The sequence below is a fragment of the Parasphingorhabdus pacifica genome, assembly GCF_054779195.1.
On record NZ_BAAGYS010000003.1, the window covers coordinates 113,657 to 128,991 of the forward strand.

Below are 15,335 nucleotides of genomic sequence, written 5' to 3' on the forward strand. Positions count from 1 at the left end.
ATCAGGAATGGACGCCGAATGTGGTGAAGGCGCTGTGCGACTGCAGGGAGAACGCCTGGCGGTCGGCGATCGAATTGAGGATTCGCGCCGCTCGATGCGCGCCGAGGCCGAGATCCGGGGAACCGACGCCGTGGGTGTGCGTCTCGGCGTTCTGCACGTACAACCCGCCGGACACCGTCGGGTCCGTGGTTACCCGGTAGTCGTCGTCGACCCGGTACCGCTCGTGGTCGTCCCACTCGATCAGTTCCGCGAGTGGATCCAGGCAGGCAGGGCGACCGGTGGTGTACCCGGTGGCGAGCACGACTCGGTCGGTGGTCACGTCGAACGCCCGGTCCTGCTCGACGTGGTGGCACGCCAGCTCGATCCCGCCCGAATCGCGATGCGCGTCGGTCACCGCGACGTTGGGCATCATCGTCACGTCCGGCCGGTGGCCACCGAGACCGCGTTCGTAGAGCACGTCGTGGATCTGGGCGAGGGTGTCCGCGCTGCTCGCCTTGTACAGCTGCCACTGCTCACGGATCACCCGATCACGGGTGTCCTGATCGAGAGTCCGGAAGTACTCGGTGTATTCGGGGGTGAAGTGCTCGAGTCCGATCTTCGAGTACTCCATCGGCGCGAACGCACGGGACCGGGTGAGCCAACGAAGTCGCCATCCGTTCTCCTCCTGCGAGCGGAGAAGGTCCAACAGGACCTCGGCACCGGATTGCCCGGAGCCGATGACGGTGATGTCTTCGGCATCCCGCAGAGAATCTACGTTGTCCAAATAGGACGCACTGTGGAATACCTCCTTGCCGAGGAGGTGCCGCAGTGGTTCGGGAGCGCTCGGAGCAGTACCGACGCCGAGGACGACGTTGCGCGCGGTCAACGACTCCCGCACTGCCGTCTGCACGTCCTCGGAGACCACCTGGAAAACGTCATCCGCCTCGTCCCACGAGACGGAGACCACCCGCTTGCCGAACCTGCAGCTGGGCAGCGAGTCCGCCACCCAACCGCAGTAGTGGCTGTACTCGCGGCGCGAGATGTGGAAGTTTTCCTGGAAGTAGAACGGGAACAATCGCCCGTGTTCCTTCAGGTAGGAGAGGAACGACCACGGACTGGCCGGTTCCACCAACGTGACCAAGTCGGCGAGGAAGGGAACCTGCAGCGTGGTTCCCTCGATGAGCAACCCGGGGTGCCAGCTGAAGGTCGGACTCTCGTCGAGAAACGCGACCGACAGATCCGGTACCTGGTCGGCCAACGCGGCAGCGGACAGGTTGAACGGGCCGATGCCCACACCGACCAGATCGTAGACCTCGGTGTCTGGTGCGGGACTCATGACGGCTCTTCCACCTCGGCGATCGGGTTCGGGATGTCGCAGTACACCGATTGGGTCTCCAACGGGCCTACCAGCTCGTCCAGCCCGTCCATCCTCGTCAGGAGGTTGGCCTTGCAGCGCAGCGTTGTCGACTCGGCCAGGGTGCGCGCCAACGGCAGGTCGGCGAAATCGGCCAACCTGGCCCGCAGGACGGCAAGGATCGCGCGTTCGTCACCGATCCCCTGCGAACCGAACGCACCGACCAACCCGAGCAGGTTGTTGATACCGATGTAGTAGCCGAGCCGCTCGTCGATGACCGCGTCATCGCAACGGTTGTCGCCCTCCAGGCCGACGCCGGGAAGGAAGCGCTCCAACTCGCCCACGCGACGATCCGAGATGTAGAACCCCTGGTTGTCCCGGTACCAACCACCGCACGGCCAACCCGACTCGTCGAGGGCGACCACCGTGTTCTGCTGGTGGGCCTCCAAGCCCAGCCCGTAGGTCCGGTACAACCAGAGCACCGGAGCGATCACGGAATCGAAGTAGCGGGCGCACCACTGCTCGGCGACGGTCGGGACGTCGAGCCCGGTCGTTGCGGCGAGTTCGGCGATGATCGCAGCGATCTCGGAGCTGCCCAGGTCCGGCCGCTCGGCCAGCAGACCCGCCACGCACGCGACTCGGTCGTCGGCCGCGAACGGATCGTTTCGGACGACCACCTCCAGTCCGCTGTCGGGTGCGTCGTCCACCTCCACCGCCAGCCACGCCGGATCTCGCACGATCCCGAAGGTCGGGTGCGCCCGGGCGATCTCCTCGGCGAGGCCCGCTTCGAGAAGCCGGTCGATCTCGACTCCGCGATGCAGTTCCTTGCGCAGGTTCTCCCGCTTCGAGTTGGTGATCGGAAGACCCAACGAGAACTTCAGCATCACCGGTGCTGCCGGGTTGTAGAGCGTGCGCACCGAGGCCGTCGGATACCAATGTTCCCCTGACTCACCCAGCTCCCGCAGCAGGCCGGCATCGAGCAACCTCCGAATACCGGGACGTGCGCGGACCTCGCGTGCCTGCCACGGGTGGGCGGGTACGGCCACCATCCCCTCCGGCACGTCCGGGGCGAGGTCCGCGAGCAGGTCCGGCCCGCCGGAAGAGACGATCGACCGGTCCGCGGCAAACCAGTGCAGCGGGAAACTCCCGCGCATCTCGGGTGAGAACCTGACGGATTCGGTTTCACTCAACCCCAACCGACTCTTCGGTGTCGGGTGCAGCGGATGCCCCAGCACCAACGCCTGCTCCGATCCGAGGAACGGCGAGATCTCCTCCGGGGCTTCCGGGACAGCCGAGCGGAACCGCAGGGTTTCGGCGACGCGTAGCTGGGAGTCGGCGACGCGCGCCACCAGGTCGGTCAGCACACCGGGACCGGCTCCTCGTCCGGATGCCGCCTCCACCGCCAGCAGGGAGGCCACGGTCACCGCGTTGAGCTGTGCCCCACCGGCCATCCGCACGCTGCCGAACCGGTGGTGACCGGTGGCCGAGCGGTACACGATCGTCACCCGCAACCGAACTCCGGCTGCCGGCAATTCCAGGTCCAGGACGTCGCCTTCAGGCAGAGCGATGTCGTTCTCCCGTAACCAGCATCGAAGCAGACCGTTCACCGCGGCCTCGTCGGCCACGCGGTCCCCGTCGACGGTTTCCCGCCGGCTGCGCTCCATTGTTCCGGTCATGCCGTGGTCGTCTCCTTTCGCCCGGTCTCGACCACGTCGTCGAGCAGCACTTCGATGTCGTTTGCTGTCGCCTCGGGATTGAGCACGGTCAACTTGAGCTGGACCGTGCCGTCGAATTCCGTGCGCCCGACGACGGCCCGTCCGCCACCGAGCAGCGCGCGCCGCAGGTTCGCATTGGTCGCGTCCGCGTCACCGTTCTCGGGTAGGTACCGGAACACGACGGTGGTGAGCACGGGGTCCTGGTACAACTCCAGTCGCGGATGCGCCGATATCTTCGATGCCGCGTGGCGAGCGAGGTCGTGGCAGCGGTCCACGAGTTCTCCCAGTCCGCTCTTGCCCAGTCCGCGGAGGGTGACCGCCATCTTCAGCGCATCCGGCCGGCGCGTCGTGCGCAGCGATCTGCCGAGCAGACTTTGATAACCGGCGGACTCGTCGTCCTCGGTATTGAGGTAGGCCACCCGGCGTTCCAACGGCTCGAAGGACTCGCTCCGCCGAGCCAGCAACACACCCGCGGCGACGGGCTGCCAACCCAACTTGTGCATGTCCAGCGCCACGGTGTCGGCGCGGTCCATTCCTCGCAGCAACGGCGCCAATCGTTCGGAGAACAGCGCCCCACCGCCGTACGCCGCGTCGACGTGCATCCACATCCCGGCGTCCTCCGTGATGTCGGCGATTTCCGGAAGCGGATCGATCACGCCGAGGTCGGTGGTTCCCGCGGTCGCCACCACCGCGCCCGGAATCTCCCCGTTCTCCCGGGTGCGCTCGATGGATTTCCGGAGTTCCACCGGATCCATCCGGTGTTGCGAGTCCACGGGCACCTTGATGACCGCGTCCTCCCCGATTCCCAGCACACCGGCCGCGCGGGCCACCGAGAAGTGCGCTTCCGCGGAACAGAAGATTCGCATCCTTGCGGCGCGCCGCATTCCGACCGCCGCGGGGTACGCACCGCCGCTGTCGTCCCGCAAGGCGTGCTCTCTGGCGAGGAGGATTCCGGTGAGGTTCGACTCGGTGGCTCCGGACGTGATCGAGCCCGTGGATTCGGCTGGGTCGAAGCCGATCAGACTCGCGAACGCGCGAAGGACCGAGGATTCCACGACGATTCCGGACGGTGCCTGATCCCAGGAGTCCAGTGACGAGTTCATCGCTCCCGCGACCAGGTCGGCGGCGACCGCGATCGCCAACGGTGGCGCGTGCAGGTGTGCCGCGCACGCGGGATTCGCCGGGTCCACGGCTCCGGCGGTGAAGGCACGCGACAGCTCCGACAAAGCCTGTTGCGCCCCGATACCTTCACCGGGAAGTGCTTCCTCGGTGCATTCGAGCAACCGCTCGACCGCCTCCGGTCCCCCGGCCGGGAGCGGGCCATCCCGTTTCACAGCTCCCTTGTCCAGACCTTCGAGCGCCGTCGCGAGCAGCGGACGCAGGTTCTCGGGGCCGCTGGTCCCACCCGCGAGCCGGGTACTGGCCGTCACGCGCACCTCACCTCAGTTCCCCTGATTCCGATTCCCTTTCGGCGTTGGCCGTGCCGCACTGGGACGGCCACCCGGTTGGCACCACCGGTCGTCGCACCAGCAGATTGACCGGACAACCACCCGGAGTCACATTAGGTTTGCCTTACCTTCTTCGGCCACCGTAGCCGGAGATCCAAAGCGCCACAAGTGCCGGATCTGCGACCGCGAGCGCCACGGCGCGTCCTTGAACCCCCGAAACACGCAAATCGGTGATGGCTCGCTGACTCACGGGAAGTCCCGACCCCGGCTGAGAACCAGGTCAGCCCATCGCCGAACACGGTCCGGATACACCACGGGCCGCCGCGGCGATGAGACAAAGCCCACGAACCACTACGACCGGGGCGGCAAGCATGTACGCGGTCACGCGGGCACCAGGTACGCACCAGCGCCCGCCTCACTTCCCGTCCAAGTCCAGGAAGACCCGTGGGAGTTCGGCGCCAACCCGCTCAACCTCTTGCCGCAGTTCTGCAATCACCTCGGTCCAGCGTCTCGTCGGCCACCCCAGTCTCGATTGCCCATGCACGTGCCACGCGAAGCGTCGTTTCGGCGCGGGCATATTCCGCCCAGAAGGGGCCGAGCCCGACTCGACGATGTCGGCTCCATTCGCCGAACCAACCAACCCGGCCCGAGGCCTTGAGCTCCGATCGTTCTGCGGCATGATCGGTGGTCGACGATGGAACCGGACAAGGTGGTGGCGTGGAGTACTCGGAATACCGCGAGCACGACGGGGTCGGCCTGGCGCACCTCATCCGGACGGGCCAGGTCTCGGCGGGCGAAGTCCTGGAGGCCGCGGTGGCACGTGCCGACGAGGTCAACGAACGGCTCAACGCGATCACGGTGGCGCTGCACGATGAGGCCCGCGAGCGCGCTCGCGGCGAACTCCAAGGTCCGCTCTCCGGAGTTCCGTTCCTGCTCAAGGACCTGCACCAGGAGATCGCCGGCGTCCCTTCGAGTAGCGGCTCGCAGGTTCTGAGCACCATTCCGGCAGCGGAGACCGCCGAAGTCGTCCGTCGGTGGACCGCCGCCGGTCTCGTCCCGTTCGGTAGGACCAACACGCCGGAGTTCGGAGCGAAGCCGATCACCGAGCCCGCCGCGTTCGGTCCGGCGCGCAACCCCTGGCGACTCGACCGCACGCCCGGCGGCTCTTCCGGTGGTGCCGCTGCCGCGGTGGCCGCGGGCATCGTCCCCCTGGCCGGAGCCAGCGACGGCGGTGGCTCGATCCGCATTCCGGCCGCGAGTTGCGGTGTATTCGGGCTCAAAGCGGGTCGAGGTCTGGTCCCGGCAGGACCCGCCCGCGGCGAGGAGTTCCACGGTGCGGCTCTGGACGGGGTCGTCTCCCGCACTGTCCGGGACAGCGCTGCGGCCCTCGACGCGCTCGTCGGTTTCGACCCGACGGGTCCGTTCGCCGCTGCCCTCCCGGAACGAAGCTTCACCGACGAGATCACTCGTGAGCCGGGCACGCTGCGCATCGGCTTCAGCGCACGTTCGGCACTGGGGACACCGGCCTCGCAGGCCGTCGAGGCCTTGACGGACGCCGCTGAAGTGCTGGAATCCCTGGGGCACGAGGTCGAAGCCGTGGACCCGCCGGTCGACCTCGCCGCGCTCACCGTGGACTTCCTCGAAGCGTGGTCGGTGAAGCTCGCGTCGGCGATGGACGAAACCATCCGCCGGACCGGAGCTCCCCGGAACGCGTTCGAACTGGACACCCGTCTGCTCGCCGCGGTCGGTCGCAGCATGAGCGGGCCGGAGTACGTGGCGACGCTGGAGCGGTGGCACGAGCACACGCGGCGGTTGGCCAAGTTCCACCAGAACTACGACCTGCTGCTGACCCCTACTCTCGCCGGACCGCCCCTGCGAATCGGGGAACTCGACACCCCGAAGGCGTTGCAGATGATCGGCAGGGCGGCGCTGCGTTTACGCGGAGGACCGATCCTGCGCCGTTCGGGTGTGGTCGACACGGTTGCGCGTCGAAACCTGCGGCACGTTCCCTACACCCAACTGGCCAACATGACCGGCCGTCCGGCAATGTCGGTGCCGTTGTACTGGACACCGGACGAACTGCCCCTCGGTGTCCAGTTCGTGGGCCCGCTCTCAGGGGAGGGAACGCTCTTCCGGTTGGCCGCGCAGCTCGAACGGGCCCGGCCGTGGGCCGACCGCCGACCACCGCTGTGACCCGAGCACACCAGCAGCGCACCTGCCCGGCTCCGCAGCCGACATCGTCGGCAACCTCAAGCCGAGGAAGCAGGCGGTTTGCGCGCAACGAGTCGTTCCACGACGCCGAGTTTGAAGCGTTCGACGTTCTCGACGACGAAACCGAGGGCCCGGGCCCGCTCCAGCGGTCGGCGGAGGAAGTGCTCACCACCCACCGGAACGCTGACCACCTCGACGGCCCGCTGGAGAAGCCGAACCGGCAACCACGAACTCGCCACGTGGTCGGCCAAGAGCAACCGACCACCGGGGCGCAACACGCGTCGCATCTCCGCGACGGCTTTGCGCTCATCCGGTATGGCGCACAGCGAAAACGTGCAGACCACGGTGTCGAACACGGCTTCGGGGAATGGCAGGGCCTGCGCATCCGCTTCGAGGAGATCGACTGGGACGGACAGTTCGGCCGCGCGCAGCCGGGCGAGTTCCAGCATCCGCCCGCTCCACTCGATGCCGGTGACCCGCACGTCGCTCGGGTAGGCGGGCACGTTCAGGCCGGTGCCGATGGCCACTTCCAAGACGTCCCCGGACGCCTGCGAGCACACCCAGTTCCGGCTGTCACCGGCGAAGAACCGTTCGAAGAGGCGCATCTGCCTGTCATAGGAACTCGCCGCGTCGTCCCAGAACGTGCGCAGTTTCGCGGCGCGCTCCGTGCTCGACCCCATGGACCGAAGCTACCGCATCGGCGACCGGCAAAGCGCGGGCTTCACCGACAAGATGCCGAAACACCGGTTCGGTGGAGGCGTTGTCCGCCGACGGGCCGCCACCGCGCACCGGCGCCGCGGACGGCCGCAGCGGGCGACCGCGAGACGGGTGCGAGTTTTCAGGGGCCGAGCCGGAACGGTGGGTACCGGTCGGTGACGAGGATGGCCGCGTAGGCGATCACGCGGTTGTGCCAACGGATCACCCCGACAACAAAGTCGAACGCACCCTGCGGGTAGCGGCCGGTGAACAGGATGGCGAACCACGCGATGACGACGGCGATGGTCGCGGCGATGTCCAGAAAGACCAGGATGATCACGTGTGGCAGGACGAGCAGCCATTTCACCAGCGGCAGCCACCGGTTGAGCGCACCTCCGTCGGGGACGGGGAGGTCCAACCGCACTGCTTGCTGCTCGTCGGTGGACGGGTACCTGTCGTCGAGCAACGCCATGTAGACCAGCACCCGGTTGGTGAACCGCAGGAGTTCACGGTTCCATTCGAACCACCACCTCGGGTACTTGCGCCGGAACAGAATCATGAGCAGCGGCGGGAGGAACAGGAGTCCGCCCGCGACGACCAGCGGCCGGCCTTCTGCCGCGGTGGGAACCGTCGCACCGCTGACCGTTCCCAGGACGATGCCGATCGGTATGACCAGGATCAGGCGGAACGCGGTGCCGACCCGGTCCAGTTGCCGCTCCGGAAAAGCGACGGAGAATTCCAAGGGTTCCGGCCCGAGTAGGCCGCCCGCGCCCGAGCGCGGATCCGCATCACTCATCGCACACCTCCCGAACGTTGACTTCGTGCGCAATCCTCGCCGAAGGGCGGCCAGGAGGCATGTGCGCAGCGGGACGCTCGTCAGCTCACCGATGTGCGATCTGGCGGTGCGGCGAGTACATCTGGAAACGCGTTGTCCGGCCGAGTGCCCAGACCGCGAGATCGGGTTGACCGGTCATCGGTTCCACGACCAGGACCGAGCGGCGCATCGCTGATCTCGCGCACGTCGCCCCGAGGTCGTGGCAGCGTGCGGCGCGGGCACATCTCCGCGAGGTCGAGGAGCGGAACGTGGTTTCCAAGCAGCCGGTGCTGGTGGGTGTAGACGGCTCGTCGCACTCGCTGCGGGCGGTGCAATGGGCCGCCGCGGCGGCCGAGCGCCACCGGACGAGGTTGCACCTGCTGCTGGTCAACGATGACCCGGCGCGCACCGCGTACAACGAACGAGCGATCGCCGACCTCACCGCGCGGTGTCGTGCCTCGGATCCTGATCTGAACATGGCAGGAGACGTCGTCAGCGGACATCCCGTCGAGGAACTCGTGCGCCGTTCCGCGACGGCGCAGCTGGTCGTGGTGGGGTCGAGAGGACACGGTGGGTTCGTGAACGCGCTGATCGGGTCGGTGGGCGAAGGCGTGGCCATGCATGCGATCTGCCCGGTCGTTGTCGTGCGCGGCGAGAGTCGCACCACGGGCCCGATCGTCGTCGGGGTGGATGCGGACGCACGCGGCCAGCCCCCCGGCGGTGAATCGGCGCTGCAATTCGCGTTCGAGACCGCCGACCGGTGGGGAACCGATTTGCTGGCGGTGCAAGCATTGCCGGACGCCCATTTCGTTCCCGACCCGTTCCCACGAGCCGACCGCAAGGAGATCCAGCAGCAGGCCGACCTGAACTTGGCCGAATGCCTCGCAGGCTGGAGCGAGCGGTACCCGGACGTCCCGGTGCGCAGGACCGCGACGAACGAGCACCCGGTGGACGCGTTGCATGCCGCTGCCGGTGAGGCCCAGCTGCTCGTCGTCGGTCACCGAGGTCGGGGTGGTTTCGCCGGACTGCTCCTCGGCTCGGTCGCCCGCGGTATCCTGCACCACTCGACTTGCCCGGTGGCCGTGGTACGCACCGGAACGCCGAGCTCTCACGGTTTCCGCGAGGGACTCGGTCAGGCGCCGACGTAGGCCGCCAGGTGCTCGCCGGTGAGGGTGGAGCGGGCGGCGACGATCTCGGCGGGGGTGCCCTCGAAGACGATCCGGCCGCCGTCGTGGCCTGCGCCGGGACCGAGGTCGATGATCCGGTCGGCGTGCGCCATGACCGCCTGGTGGTGCTCGATGACAATGACCGACTTGCCGGCGTCGACGAGCCGGTCGAGCAGGGCGAGCAGCTGCTCGATGTCGGCGAGATGCAACCCGGTCGTCGGCTCGTCGAGGATGTAGACGCCGCTGTCGGCGGCCATGTGGGTGGCCAGCTTGAGCCGCTGCCGTTCTCCGCCGGACAGGGTGGTCAGTGGCTGGCCGAGGCGGAGGTAGCCGAGCCCGACGTCGGCGAGCCGGTCGAGAATCTTGCGCGCGGCCGGGATGCGTGCCCCGCCTGTGCCGAAGAAGTCCTGGGCCTCGGCCACCGACATCGCGAGTACCTCGCTGATGTCCCTGCCCGTGTCATCGCCGGTGCCATCGCTGCCGAGTCGATATTCCAACACCGCTGGCTGGAATCGCTTCCCTTCGCATTCCTCGCAGGTGGTGGCGACCCCGGCCATCATCGCCAGGTCGGTGTAGACGACGCCGGCACCGTTGCAGTTGGGGCAGGCTCCTTCGGAGTTGGCGCTGAACAGCGCCGGTTTCACGCCGTTGGCCTTCGCGAACGCCTTGCGGATCGGGTCGAGCAGCCCGGTGTAGGTCGCGGGGTTGCTCCGACGCGAGCCCCGGATCGCGCCCTGGTCGATCGACACCACGCCCTCGTCGGCTGGGATCGATCCGTGGATCAGTGAACTCTTGCCGGAGCCCGCCACACCGGTGACCACGCAAAGCACCCCGAGCGGGATGTCGACATCGACGTCCTGCAGGTTGTGGGAGGCGGCGCCGCGGATCTGCAGCGTGCCGGTGGGCGTCCGCACCGTGCCCTTGAGTGCGGCCCGGTCGTCGAGATGGCGGCCGGTGACGGTGTCGCCGGCCTGCAGCCTCTGGACGGTGCCCTCGAAACAGACGGTGCCGCCCGCCGCACCGGCGCCGGGGCCGAGGTCGACGACGTGGTCGGCGATCGCGATCGTCTGGGGCTTGTGCTCCACGACGAGTACCGTGTTCCCCTTGTCCCGCAGCCGCAACAGCAGGTCGTTCATCCGCTGGATGTCATGGGGATGCAGCCCGATGCTGGGTTCGTCGAAAACGTAGGTGACGTCGGTGAGCGAAGAGCCGAGATGACGGATCATCTTGGTGCGCTGGGCCTCGCCGCCCGAGAGCGTGCCCGGCGACCGGTCGAGCGAGAGGTAACCCAACCCGATCTCCACGAACGAATCGAGGGTCTCCCGCAGTGCCGTCAGCAGTGGCGCCACGGAAGGTTCGTCCAGGTCGCGGGCCCATTCGGCGAGGTCGCTGATCTGCATCGCGCAGGCGTCGGCGATGTTGATTCCCCCGATCTTCGACGACCGGGCCGCCTCGTTGAGCCGAGTGCCGTCGCACTCGGGACAGGCGGTGAAGGTGACCGCCCGGTCCACGAACGCCCGGATGTGCGGCTGCATCGACTCGCGGTCCTTGGACAGCATCGATTTCTGCAGTTTCGGGATCAGACCTTCGTACGTCAGGTTGATGCCGTCGACCTTGATCTTGGTCGGCTCCTTGTAGAGCAGGTCGTGCAGCTCGTCGTCGGTGAACTCGCGGATCGGCTTGTCCACGTCGAAGAAACCGCAGCCGCCGTAGATTCGGCCGTACCAACCGTCCGCGCCGTAGCCAGGAATGGTGAAGGGGCCCTCGTTGATCGACTTGCTGTCGTCGTACATCGCGGACAGGTTGAAATCGGTGACCGAGCCCCGGCCCTCACAATGGGGGCACATGCCGCCGGTGACGTGGAACTCGCGCCGCTCCTTCACGGTCTTCCCGCCCCGCTCGAACGTGACCGCACCGGCTCCACTGATCGAGGCGACGTTGAAGGAAAGGGCCTTCGGCGAGCCGATGTGTGGCTGCCCCAGCCGGCTGAAGAGGATGCGCAGCATCGCGTTGGCGTCGGTGGCGGTGCCGACCGTGGAGCGGGCATCGGCACCCATCCGCTCCTGGTCGACGATGATCGCGGTCGTCAGACCGTCGAGCACGTCGACCTCGGGCCGTGCCAGCGTCGGCAGGAAGCCCTGCACGAAGGCACTGTAGGTTTCATTGATCATCCGCTGCGACTCCGCGGCGATGGTGCCGAACACGAGCGAGCTCTTACCCGACCCGGAGACGCCGGTGAACACCGTCAGCCGGCGCTTCGGGATTTCGACGCTGACGTCGGAGAGGTTGTTCACGCGCGCGCCCTGCACGCGGATCAGATCGTGGCTGTCGGCAACGTGCAGCGCAGGCGACTGCGCGTCCACCCTCGTGGCCATGCTCATGGTGTCTCCATCGGTTGCTCGGACGCCTTCACGGTCTCCGTCAGCGTCGCCTGGCTCGATTCAACCAGTTTTCGAAAGTACGCCTGATTCGCCTCCACCGTCCGGCGGAGGCGTGGTACCCGTTCATCCGGTCGCAGACAGAGGGGAATGATCGAGGTCGGGCATGTCGGGTGGTACGCCCGGTTTGTGTGTTGACGCTCCCGGAGGTCCAAGCCACCATTGCGCCATAAGCAATGCGATGCGTCATGGGGAACAGTCGGCCGTTCCGGAGTTCCCCACGTCGCGTGCTTGCGGCCGTCAAGCCCGGTGCGGGACCACCAAGTGGAGTTCAGCGATCGCATAAGAGGGGTGGCTCATGAGAATTCTCGTCGCCGACGCGTTCCCGCAGGAAGCTCTGGCGGAGCTGGCTCAACTGGGCCACGTCTGCGCCTACGAGCCGGATACGACCACCGATCAACTCGCGGACGAACTCGCCGGGTACGAGGTGCTCGTCGTCCGAAGCACCAAAGTGTCCGCCACCGCCCTGGAGAAGGCCGGTGATCTGCGGATGGTGATCAGAGCGGGCTCGGGCACCAACACGATCGACTCCGAAACCGCGTCGCGTCACGGCATACGTGTCTGCAACGTTCCCGGGCGCAACGCGGACGCGGTCGCCGAGCTCGCGTTCGGGCTGCTGCTCGCCCTGGACCGCCGCATCCCCGACAACGTGGCCGACCTCCGGGCCGGGCAGTGGAACAAGAGGCACTACTCGAAAGCCACCGGGATCCGGGGGCGCCAGCTGGGCGTGCTGGGGCTCGGCGAGATCGGGATGGCCTTCGCCGAACGAGCCGCCGCATTCGGCAGCGACGTCCACGCCGTCGAGAAGTCGGGGCGCGACGAGCGGACGCTCCAACGCGCCCGCGCACTCGGAATGCGCTTCCACGAGACCGTGGTCGAACTCGTCCAGGCCTGCGATGTCCTGTCGCTGCACCTCCCGGCGACCGAAACCACCCGGAGCTTCCTCGACCGTGACCTACTCATGCACGTCCACCCCGGCTCGATCATCGTGAACACCGCGCGCAGCGAGCTCATCGACGAGGACGCGCTCATCGAGGCCATGGACGACAAGGACATCCGCGCGGGGATCGATGTCTTCGCCGACGAGCCCGGTGGTGGCACCGGCACCATCGATTCGAGGCTCGCCACCCACCCGAACGTCTACGGCACCCACCACATCGGGGCGTCGACGGAACAGGCACAACACGCGGTCGCCTCCGAAGTCGTGCACATGATCGACGCATTCGCGGCGGGACGGGTGCTGCACTGCGTCAATGCCGACGGCGTTCCCGGCCCCAGATCCGGCGAATTCGCACCGACCGGGGTTCTCTCCGACTGAGCGAGATTCACGTCGTGGGCGGCCCAGAATCGGAATCCTCCCAGCGGCGTTCCCGAATCGCCCCGACCGATTCGGGATTCAGTGGTTCGGACGCGCCGACTGTCGCCGACCGCCCCGAGAACACATCATGAGACGATCCCCTTCCTCCCACCGGCGGTGCTCCATGAACACTCCACAACCACCCCGGGTCATCACGGCACCCGAGCCGGTTCAACTCGCCACCGCGCCGCGCACCCGGCTCCCACGAGAACTCCTGGTGAACCGGTGGGCCGCAGACTCAAGCATGGGAGCAGACCGCGGCCAGCGCACGCCCGGTATCGACGGATACGCGCCGCTGCCCTCACCCGCCCTGGTCGTGTACCGGATGGACACCGGAGAACACCAGCAGACCGGGGTGGTCGCCGAGGTCTCGGTGGCGGACTACCGCGACGGCCGGGTTCGCCGGCACGAGGCGACCCACTGTGAACGCGCCCGAAGGCACGGCCGGTTCCTCGAGAGCAGCGGCGTCGAGCGGATGCCGGTCGTGCTGACTCACCCGACGCGAACACGGCTTCGATCGTTGCTGATCGAGATCGCCGACGCCGAACCGGACATGCGGTCCACGTCCTCCGGTGGCACCACCCACACGCTGTGGTTCAGCCAGGATGCCGAGGTGGCGAGCGCGGTGCGGGCCGAACTCGGCCACATCGACGCGCTGTACATCGCGGACGGTCACCACCGGATGGCGGCCGCCGACGCCTACGCCCCCCGTACTCCCGGGCTGAACCTTTCCGACGCGTTCACCCTCGGTGCGTTGTTCCCCAGCGACGAGATGCTTCTGCACAGCCATCACCGCTGCTTCCCGCTGAAGGGGGCAACGCCGGCAGCCGAGCTGCTCGCGAGACTTGCCGAACACCCGATGGTCGCGTGGATCAAGGCCTGCGATCCGGCCGAGGCGGCACAACCGGATCCGGGCACGATCGCGGTCGAGACCGAGGGCCGGTGTTACCGGATGCGGCTGCGCGTGCCCGCGACCTCCGACCACGTGCGCGAATCACTCGAAGTCGTCGCACTCGACGAGCGGATCGTTCCGGACCTGTGGGATCTGTTCGGGCCGGACGGGAGCAGCGGCGCGGGCGATGCCGGCCCCGAATCCGATGTCTGCTGGTGCTCGGAACGGAATTCGGTCCGCTTCGTCCCGCATCCGGTGAGCATCGAACAGGTCATGGCCATCTCGGACGCCGGTTTGCTGTTGCCACCGAAGTCGACCTGGTTCGAACCGAAGGCCAGCGCGGACCTGCTCGCACGGAAACTCCGCCAATAGGATTCCGCCAGGAGTTCTAGAACTACCCAGAATTCGAGAACCACCCGGACTCACCAACTACGGGGTGAACTCCCTCGGCACATCGATCGATGCCGCCCCGCAACGCCGAGCCGGGGAGCGAGGCACCCCCGGCAAGGCCCCCGCCTGAGATGCCAGACTCGACGCGTACCACCGCAATGCCGGCGTGGAGCCATGCTGCCGAAAACGAGGGATTGGATCATCGATGGCCCCCAAGATCGCAACGAACACCACGGTGGCCCTACCCGAACTGCTGGAATTCGTCCGTCCGCGGCACCGAGCGATCCTGCTCACCACCCGCACCGATGGACGCCCTCAGGGTTCACCGTTGTCGTGCGGGGTCGACGACGCCGGTCGAATCGTCATGTCCACGTACCCCGAGCGCGCCAAGACCCGGAATGCCCGACGCGATCCTCGGGCGAGCTTGATCGTGCTCTCGGACGAGTGGGACGGGCCGTGGGTTCAGATCGACGGGACCACCGAAGTCCTCGACGCCCCGGAATCCGTCGAACCGCTCGTCGAGTACTTCCGCAGCATCTCCGGTGAGCACCCGGACTGGGAGGAGTACCGCGCAGCGATGCTCCGGCAGGGCAAGTCGCTGATCCGGCTCACGCCCACCCGCTGGAGCCCCATCTCGACCGGCGGGTTTCCCGCTCACCTCGTTTCGCAGGACTGAGGGCATCGCCCCCTTGCGGCACTCGCACCGCGGGGCGGCGTGGCCGGAGTCGATCCTGGGCCCGACACGTGCGGCTCGGATTTCCGGGCGCAGCGAGGTACCGGAATCGAATGTCCACCCTTCCGGGCAAACCATCTTAGTTAAGCGCTTACGCAAGCGTTTACGTGTGCTAAGTTCTCCCTCGTCCAGCAGAGCAACT

General features: G+C 67.4%; 11 protein-coding genes. 5 read left to right on the forward strand and 6 right to left on the reverse strand.

Annotation, left to right across the window (positions count from 1 at the left end; translation table 11 throughout):
• Position 1: 1 nt before the first annotated feature.
• Genes ACYVAN_RS03325 through ACYVAN_RS03335 form a run of 3 tightly spaced genes read right to left on the reverse strand, consistent with a single transcriptional unit; the run spans position 2 to position 4,478 of the window.
• Complete coding sequence (locus ACYVAN_RS03325) at positions 2-1,315, reverse strand: lysine N(6)-hydroxylase/L-ornithine N(5)-oxygenase family protein (protein ID WP_460955485.1); 1,314 nt, start codon at positions 1,313-1,315, stop codon at positions 2-4.
• Entirely contained in the window at positions 1,312-3,009 is a 1,698-nt protein-coding gene (locus ACYVAN_RS03330; protein ID WP_460955486.1) for an IucA/IucC family protein, read from the reverse strand. Before ACYVAN_RS03330 ends, ACYVAN_RS03325 begins: the two co-directional genes overlap by 4 nt.
• Complete coding sequence (locus ACYVAN_RS03335; RefSeq protein ID WP_460955488.1) at positions 3,006-4,478, reverse strand: pyridoxal phosphate-dependent decarboxylase family protein; 1,473 nt, start codon at positions 4,476-4,478, stop codon at positions 3,006-3,008. Before ACYVAN_RS03335 ends, ACYVAN_RS03330 begins: the two co-directional genes overlap by 4 nt.
• A 735-nt stretch (positions 4,479-5,213) precedes the next feature.
• Between ACYVAN_RS03335 and ACYVAN_RS03340 the strand changes: the two genes are divergently transcribed.
• Positions 5,214-6,689: an amidase gene (locus ACYVAN_RS03340; protein ID WP_460955490.1), complete on the forward strand. Its 1,476-nt coding sequence runs from the start codon at positions 5,214-5,216 to the stop codon at positions 6,687-6,689.
• A 56-nt stretch (positions 6,690-6,745) separates the two neighbouring features.
• Here ACYVAN_RS03340 and ACYVAN_RS03345 read toward each other — a convergent pair whose 3' ends face one another.
• The gene (locus ACYVAN_RS03345; protein WP_460955492.1) at positions 6,746-7,387 is read right to left on the reverse strand and encodes a class I SAM-dependent methyltransferase; all 642 of its coding nucleotides are present in this window, start codon (positions 7,385-7,387) and stop codon (positions 6,746-6,748) included.
• A 158-nt stretch (positions 7,388-7,545) separates the two neighbouring features.
• Complete coding sequence (locus ACYVAN_RS03350; protein ID WP_460955494.1) at positions 7,546-8,199, reverse strand: DUF4389 domain-containing protein; 654 nt, start codon at positions 8,197-8,199, stop codon at positions 7,546-7,548.
• 287 nt (positions 8,200-8,486) lie between these two features.
• Between ACYVAN_RS03350 and ACYVAN_RS03355 the strand changes: the two genes are divergently transcribed.
• Positions 8,487-9,365, forward strand: a complete 879-nt coding sequence (locus tag ACYVAN_RS03355; protein ID WP_460955496.1) for a universal stress protein — start codon at positions 8,487-8,489, stop codon at positions 9,363-9,365.
• Here the strand turns inward: ACYVAN_RS03355 and ACYVAN_RS03360 are convergent.
• On the reverse strand, positions 9,350-11,764 hold the full coding sequence (locus ACYVAN_RS03360; protein ID WP_460955498.1) for an ATP-binding cassette domain-containing protein: 2,415 nt from the start codon (positions 11,762-11,764) through the stop codon (positions 9,350-9,352). The two genes, ACYVAN_RS03355 and ACYVAN_RS03360, sit on opposite strands and share 16 nt — an antisense overlap.
• Positions 11,765-12,119: 355 nt before the next feature.
• Between ACYVAN_RS03360 and ACYVAN_RS03365 the strand changes: the two genes are divergently transcribed.
• From ACYVAN_RS03365 to ACYVAN_RS03375, 3 genes are all read left to right on the forward strand, one after another.
• Entirely contained in the window at positions 12,120-13,139 is a 1,020-nt protein-coding gene (locus ACYVAN_RS03365) for an NAD(P)-dependent oxidoreductase (RefSeq protein ID WP_460955500.1), read from the forward strand.
• Between the two features lie 283 nt (positions 13,140-13,422).
• The gene (locus ACYVAN_RS03370; RefSeq protein ID WP_460955502.1) at positions 13,423-14,442 is read left to right on the forward strand and encodes a DUF1015 family protein; all 1,020 of its coding nucleotides are present in this window, start codon (positions 13,423-13,425) and stop codon (positions 14,440-14,442) included.
• A gap of 223 nt (positions 14,443-14,665) precedes the next feature.
• A complete protein-coding gene (locus ACYVAN_RS03375) occupies positions 14,666-15,136 on the forward strand; it encodes a PPOX class F420-dependent oxidoreductase (RefSeq protein ID WP_460955504.1) in 471 nt (156 codons plus the stop codon).
• Positions 15,137-15,335 lie beyond the last annotated feature (199 nt).

Excerpts from the sequence above, each read along its gene's own strand:
- ACYVAN_RS03325 (WP_460955485.1), bottom strand. The coding sequence starts at position 1,315 with ATGAGTCCCGCACCAGACACCGAGGTCTACGATCTGGTCGGTGTGGGC.
- ACYVAN_RS03330 (WP_460955486.1), bottom strand. The coding sequence starts at position 3,009 with ATGACCGGAACAATGGAGCGCAGCCGGCGGGAAACCGTCGACGGGGAC.
- ACYVAN_RS03345 (WP_460955492.1), bottom strand. The coding sequence starts at position 7,387 with ATGGGGTCGAGCACGGAGCGCGCCGCGAAACTGCGCACGTTCTGGGAC.
- ACYVAN_RS03350 (WP_460955494.1), bottom strand. The coding sequence starts at position 8,199 with ATGAGTGATGCGGATCCGCGCTCGGGCGCGGGCGGCCTACTCGGGCCG.
- ACYVAN_RS03360 (WP_460955498.1), bottom strand. The coding sequence starts at position 11,764 with ATGAGCATGGCCACGAGGGTGGACGCGCAGTCGCCTGCGCTGCACGTT.
- ACYVAN_RS03365 (WP_460955500.1), top strand. The coding sequence starts at position 12,120 with ATGAGAATTCTCGTCGCCGACGCGTTCCCGCAGGAAGCTCTGGCGGAG.
- ACYVAN_RS03370 (WP_460955502.1), top strand. The coding sequence starts at position 13,423 with ATGGGAGCAGACCGCGGCCAGCGCACGCCCGGTATCGACGGATACGCG.
- ACYVAN_RS03375 (WP_460955504.1), top strand. The coding sequence starts at position 14,666 with ATGGCCCCCAAGATCGCAACGAACACCACGGTGGCCCTACCCGAACTG.